3 protein-coding genes and 3 pseudogenes are annotated in these 5,598 nt (G+C 48.9%); 3 read left to right on the top strand and 3 right to left on the bottom strand.

Features of this window, described 5'->3' with window-relative positions; genetic code table 11:
- Positions 1–162 precede the first annotated feature (162 nt).
- Positions 163–348, top strand: a pseudogene (locus ACSZO4_RS24335) (DUF4113 domain-containing protein); the annotation flags it as partial.
- A gap of 508 nt (positions 349–856) precedes the next feature.
- Here the strand turns inward: ACSZO4_RS24335 and ACSZO4_RS24340 are convergent.
- Together ACSZO4_RS24340 and ACSZO4_RS24345 are read right to left on the bottom strand one after the other, a co-directional pair.
- Positions 857–2,056: an IS91 family transposase gene (locus ACSZO4_RS24340; protein ID WP_437891660.1), complete on the bottom strand. Its 1,200-nt coding sequence runs from the start codon at positions 2,054–2,056 to the stop codon at positions 857–859.
- A gap of 8 nt (positions 2,057–2,064) precedes the next feature.
- Entirely contained in the window at positions 2,065–2,253 is a 189-nt protein-coding gene (locus tag ACSZO4_RS24345; protein ID WP_437891661.1) for a hypothetical protein, read from the bottom strand.
- 116 nt (positions 2,254–2,369) lie between these two features.
- Here ACSZO4_RS24345 and ACSZO4_RS24350 point away from each other — a divergent pair.
- Positions 2,370–2,891: pseudogene (locus tag ACSZO4_RS24350) on the top strand (IS3 family transposase); the annotation flags it as partial.
- Positions 2,892–3,388: 497 nt separating this feature from the next.
- Here ACSZO4_RS24350 and ACSZO4_RS24355 read toward each other — a convergent pair.
- Positions 3,389–3,697: pseudogene (locus ACSZO4_RS24355) on the bottom strand (IS3 family transposase); the annotation flags it as partial.
- A gap of 435 nt (positions 3,698–4,132) precedes the next feature.
- Between ACSZO4_RS24355 and ACSZO4_RS24360 the strand changes: the two are divergent.
- Positions 4,133–5,293 carry a glycosyltransferase family 9 protein gene (locus ACSZO4_RS24360; protein WP_437891662.1) on the top strand — a complete coding sequence of 387 codons (1,161 nt, stop codon included), beginning with the start codon at positions 4,133–4,135 and terminating at the stop codon, positions 5,291–5,293.
- Positions 5,294–5,598 lie beyond the last annotated feature (305 nt).

A 5,598-nucleotide genomic window follows, 5' to 3' on the forward strand; every position in this document is an offset into this window, starting at 1 on the left:
CTGCGGGATAAGTGCGCCTTAAAAACGGCTTTCAGGTTAAAAACCCGCCGAAAACCGTATTTTATTGCCATGATTTCTCCGACAACACACCATCACTGCGTTTCGGGCTCCTGTGTTCATGGTCAGTGAGTTTTTAAAACGTTTTTCCAGATTCCTAACCATGAACAGGCGCCACGGCCGCACAGTGAGGCACTTATGAAAGTTGTGGATCATGTCAATCAGAGCGGACTGGGCCAGATATGGTTTGCCGGCAGAGGGGTATCTCCTGAATGGAAAATGAAACGGGAGATGTTGTCACCGGCCTATACTACTCGCTGGAAAGATATTCCGGTCGCAAAAATAACGTAATAAGCAGCCCTTAGAGAGCAGACAGTGCTCGCCGCAGCCGAACGACAGGGCGTAGCCCGCGAGTGAGCGAGGAAGCACCATGGAGCTGATGTCAAATACACTGCTTACGCGCCAGAACTAAAAACTTATCCACTTATCCCACTGATATTTTTAAAAGGATCTTTTTTAAGGTTTTTTAGATCTTTATTTTTAAGGAGGGCAAAGGACCAGTAACCACGCGGCTTACAGAGAGGTCACTGTGACAAATTACCCTGATGCTGTGACAAATTGCCCTGACCTGAGCTCATATTCCGTGACAATTAGCCCTTAACCCTGTGACAAATCGCCCTCACGGCTTGACGTATAGGAAATTGAAACCATTTCAGCCCGTGAATGTGGCGGTTAGAATTTAATCACTCTTTGATTCGTATGCCACCGGGTAAGTGGTGCTCTGCAGCTTGGTGATGATCCGTGCTTTTTCTGGCCGTTTTTCAGGCTGTCAGCGGATAGCGGGCGGATCTTCCCTGCATCAGGCCGCGATATACCTCATCAGGCTGATCTCCCGCGCATGGATTTTCAGCCCCTGCACATTCAGACCCGTCACCGCGCGGCGATACATCATTCGCCCACCGCACAGCACGCATTCAAACGGGTCACGCCGCAGGAACTGCTTACTCATTTGCGCATAGCATACCTTCGACACCGGCTCCGGCTTTTCCATCCCCAGCGCGCTGTAGACCACCGGCAGCTTTTCTCCGCACACCCTGTTGGCCAGAAAGCCAAAGTAGCGCACCATCCGGAAGAACTTTTCCGGGATATGCTGTTTCAGGCGCGCTACGATTTCCCGCTGCGTCAGCGTCTCCGTGGCCTGCTCGCCCGTATTGTGGTCGTGGTAGCGGAAGCTCAGCGTGGCACCGCCGGCGTAGTGCGCCAGCCGGGAGCCTGCTATCGGTGGCTTTTTCAGGTAACGACCCAGGTATTTCACGGTGTTTTTACCACCCGCCGTCTTTTTTGACATGTACACATGCCAGTAATCGCCTCCGGCGGTCAGTATCAGGCTGCGCCACTGTGAGCCGGTGGTGATATGTGACAGCGAGGGCGGCATCGCTATGCCATCAGACCAGACGCTCAGGAGCAACTGGCGGATATTCCACATCCAGCGGGCGCGCATGGCATCCTTACGGAAGCTGATTTTTCTCCACTTCCCGTATTCATCGATACCGCCGCAGGTGACGGAGACATGAACATGGGGATGCCAGTTGAGTCGCCGACCGTAAGTGTGGATAGCGCAGAAAATGCCGATATCCAGCGCCCGTTTGCCGGCGGCGTACAGCAGGTTATCGACGGCGAGGCGGCAGAGGTCATTGAGCAGCCAGCGGTTGACCTCAAACAGGGGCCAGAGAGAATCGGGGAGGGTGAAGACCAGGTGTATCCAGTCGCAGTCCGGCAGGCGGTTGAGCTGAGCGGTAATCCACAGGTCGGTGGCCTTTTTACCACAAGACGGGCAGGCGCGGCTGTGGCAGGCGTTGGTGATGTATTTTACATGCGGACAGCCGAGATTATCGCAGCCATATTCCTTCACGCCGGAGATGCGTGTGCCGCAGGCGAGCATTTTGGTGACGGCTTCGACTTCAATATCGCGCAGACCGCCAGCATCGAGGAAGGAGGTCCAGCACTGGTTGGCCGTAAAAAGTTTTTTAAGTGGTCGCGGGGTAAAACCGGACAGCATGAGGCAAATTAAGCTTCAGTCGTCTGCTGACGGGCAAGCGCGGAGTTGTCGCGGCGGTGCTCCAGGATGGAGCTGGCAACCATAACAGGTGGCGGGTCCATGGGTTTGAGCATCTTCATCCGGTCCCGTTCACGCTGAGAGAGCTTATCCGCGCCAGCAGAGAGCAGAAGGGTATCAACACTTTTACGGGTCATCATGGAGAAAGGTCCTGAAGAAAATATGTAGTCAGATCATACATATTTCACACAGAGTATGGCAACTCAGCGTCAGGCAGACGGCGGGGTTTTCAATTTGCAGCCGCCAGGCTGACCTGTTCGTGGCCGAACGGCCTGACCAGCTGTGGGTGGCTGATTTTACCTATGTCAGCACCTTGCAGGGCTTCGCGTATGTGGCGTTCATCATCGATGTGTTCGCCGGTCGCATCGTGGGATGGCGGGTCTCATCGTCGATGGAAACAACGTTCGTACTGGATGCGCTGGATCAGGCATTGTGGGCCAGACGTCCCGTCGGAACCATCCATCACAGCGATAAAGGCACTCAGTATGTGTCGCTGGCGTACACGCAACGGCTTAAGGACGCAGGGCTGCTGGCATCAACGGGCAGCACCGGCGACTCATACGACAACGCAATGGCAGAGAGCATCAACGGACTTTACAAAGCGGAGGTTATACATCGTAAAAGCTGGAAAACCCGCGCCGAAGTGGAGCTGGCGACACTGACGTGGGTGGACTGGTACAACAACCGGCGGTTGTTGGAACGTCTCGGCCATATCCCGCCAGCAGAAGCAGAACTGGCATATTGCGCTTCCATCGTAAACGGTGATCTGGCAGCCTGAGTTCCCAGCTAAAATACTCTCCAGGAAAACCGGGGCGGTTCACTTTTACGGGTCATCATGGATGAAAGCTCCAATACTGGCTTCACATTTGCATGCCCCATTAATAGTGCAATAGGTTGTGGACTCATACAAAAATTTGACTTTTCTCTATAAGAGTGCGCAATCTTATAGAGAAAAAAACTCTGAGAGGCCTCGTCGATCCAACTCAGAGTTGACTAATAGTCAGTAATTTAACCAACACCAGGGAATTTGTTATCTTGTAAATAACAAATTCCAAACTACGCGAAATACTTAATTCATGTCAGTTTTTTTAGAAAAAAAAGTATAAATTAAGATTATTCTTAAATACATACACCTGCCGGTAGCATGCCTGCTGCGCAGCCGAAGTTCTTTCCACCCTCATCGCCGTATTTTACACTGCCTTTCATGTACATACCGCGACCTGCAAAGCTTCTGTTCATGGTCAGTGAGTTTTTAAAACGTTTTTCCAGATTCCTAACCATGAACGCCACGTAAGCAAAGCCCTGCCATGTGCTGACGTAGGTGAAGTCTGCCACCCACAGCTGGTCTGGCCGTTCAGCCACGAACTGGCGGTTTACCCGGTCACCTGCGGCAGCGTCTTTTCGGCTGACGGTGGTCCGTACCTTTTTGCCCCAGCGTACCCCGGCCAGCCCCATCGCCTTCATCAGCCGTGCCACCGTACATCTGGCCAAGCTGATGTGCTCCCGGAGTAACTGACGCCAGACCTTGCGGACGCCATATACGCTGTGGTTTTCATCGTACACGCGCTTTATCTCCGCTTTCAGAATGATGTACACTATTTTCCCGGAACGGGAAGCAACCGGAAAGATGGTCTGCATGAGACTTCCCCTCTTCCGACAGGCCGATCATTTTAATCACCTTCCTGTGCTCAGGATTGTTCTCCGTTCACAAATAGTGTTACAGTTTTTCAAACTCTTGTGGAAAAAAGGTTTTGAGTTATTCTCCCACATAGCCGCACTGCACCAGGCTTGGTCTTTTTTACTCTTGCGTACTGCTGGATGTCAATAAATGGCCTAATGAAATAGTCTCTATACCCTAAATAATTCGAGTTGCAGGAAGGTGGCAAGTGAGCGAATCCCGATGAGTTTACTGTAGTAAGTGATTCGGGTGAACGAGCGTAGCCAACGCTCATGCAGCTTGAAAAATGACGGGTATAAATGTTTTCAATTTCCTATACGTCAAGATACGGAGAAACCTTTATGGCAAACACTTCTGTTATGATCACGACAGGGCGTTTTAGAAAAATCAGAGAACTCAACAGGCGACGTAATTACCTTATAAAAAAATTGAGATATATGACCAGGCTTTGCATTGCAAAGTTCCTTTGGGATGCAAAAAATAAAATAACCCCTGATATCGGCACGGCGAAAAAAGTATTACTCATACGCAATGAGGGGGCGGTGGGTGATGTCGTTGTCGATACCACGCTGGTCAAATGTCTCTACAATTCTGGCTTTGTCGTGGATTTTCTGTTAACAACATCAAACAGTTCTGTCGTAAAATTTAATCCGTATATCAGGAATATCTTTGAGGCCGAGACTATTAGCTCAACGCACTTCTTAAAAAATTTTTCCCATAACGTGTCAAAGTCGGTGATTAACCAATTAAATAGCAATAAATACGATATCATTATCGACCCTTCCCTTTTTGATACTCCTGTGCATCGTATGTTATTATTAAAACAGATAAAAGCGAAATGTGTTATTGGTTTTAATAAATGGAGTAAAATCAATCATTATAATAAGGTTTTTGATTTCGATTGTTGTAATAATCATATTAGCCAAACCTACCATTTGATAGCTGATTTTTTAAAGATAAAAAAAGAATCATTGGAAATTAATAATTTACACATTCCTGAAGACATTAAAGAACAAGTCAAAAAACACCTTGCTGAATTACCCAAGGGTAAAACGGTAATTATCAATATTTTTGCGGGTAATACTGACCGTTGCATGTCTCAGGAGCAGCTTGCAAACATCATCAACCTTCTTCAGCTGCACTACAATGGCATCAATATAATTTTACTTGATCATCGAAAAGAAATAAGGTTGCCATTACCTGATGGCGTAACTCTTAGCCCCTTTAAAACCCTGCATCATATGATGGAGCTTATCGCCAACGCGGATCTGGTTATTTCACCGGATACGGCGATTGTGCATATTTCTGCAGCGTGGAATAAGCCGCTGATTGCGGTGTATAAAGATGTGCAACTAAACAATACGCTCTGGTCGCCCGGTTATGACAATGCCAGCCAGATCATCATCTCTGGTGGCAATATCCACCAAAGTAAAGAGGTGGTCCCACGCATTCTCAATGAGATAGAGAGGCGTGGCTTACTTGATTGTAAGCTCCCCGTGTAGGACGTCTTCCGGCTTTGGCTGGGATGATTAAGGATGGTCTATGAACCACCCCGGGAATCTTGGAGACTAAATAGCTGCGCGGAATAGTATACCCATGATACTTAAAGTTGCTGGAGCCTGAACCCAAGGCCGCGGTAGGGGAAGTTGTTGGAGTACTACCATCCTGCATCTTGAAGTTACTTGGGTATATGTCTATTTTTTGGGGGGCTGCGTTATGAATTTATCAGTCGCGAATTCAGATAATAAGTGCAACGCTCGGTCATGTAGATGGAAGGACGGTTAGCGGCTGATAAGCTATCCTGCTC

This window comes from Phytobacter sp. V91 (assembly GCF_965644225.1).
Lineage (GTDB): Bacteria > Pseudomonadota > Gammaproteobacteria > Enterobacterales > Enterobacteriaceae > CBFFRJ01.

Coding starts and splice junctions, on each gene's coding strand:
- ACSZO4_RS24360 (WP_437891662.1), top strand. CDS start 4,133: ATGGCAAACACTTCTGTTATGATCACGACAGGGCGTTTTAGAAAAATC.
- ACSZO4_RS24345 (WP_437891661.1), bottom strand. CDS start 2,253: ATGATGACCCGTAAAAGTGTTGATACCCTTCTGCTCTCTGCTGGCGCG.
- ACSZO4_RS24340 (WP_437891660.1), bottom strand. CDS start 2,056: ATGCTGTCCGGTTTTACCCCGCGACCACTTAAAAAACTTTTTACGGCC.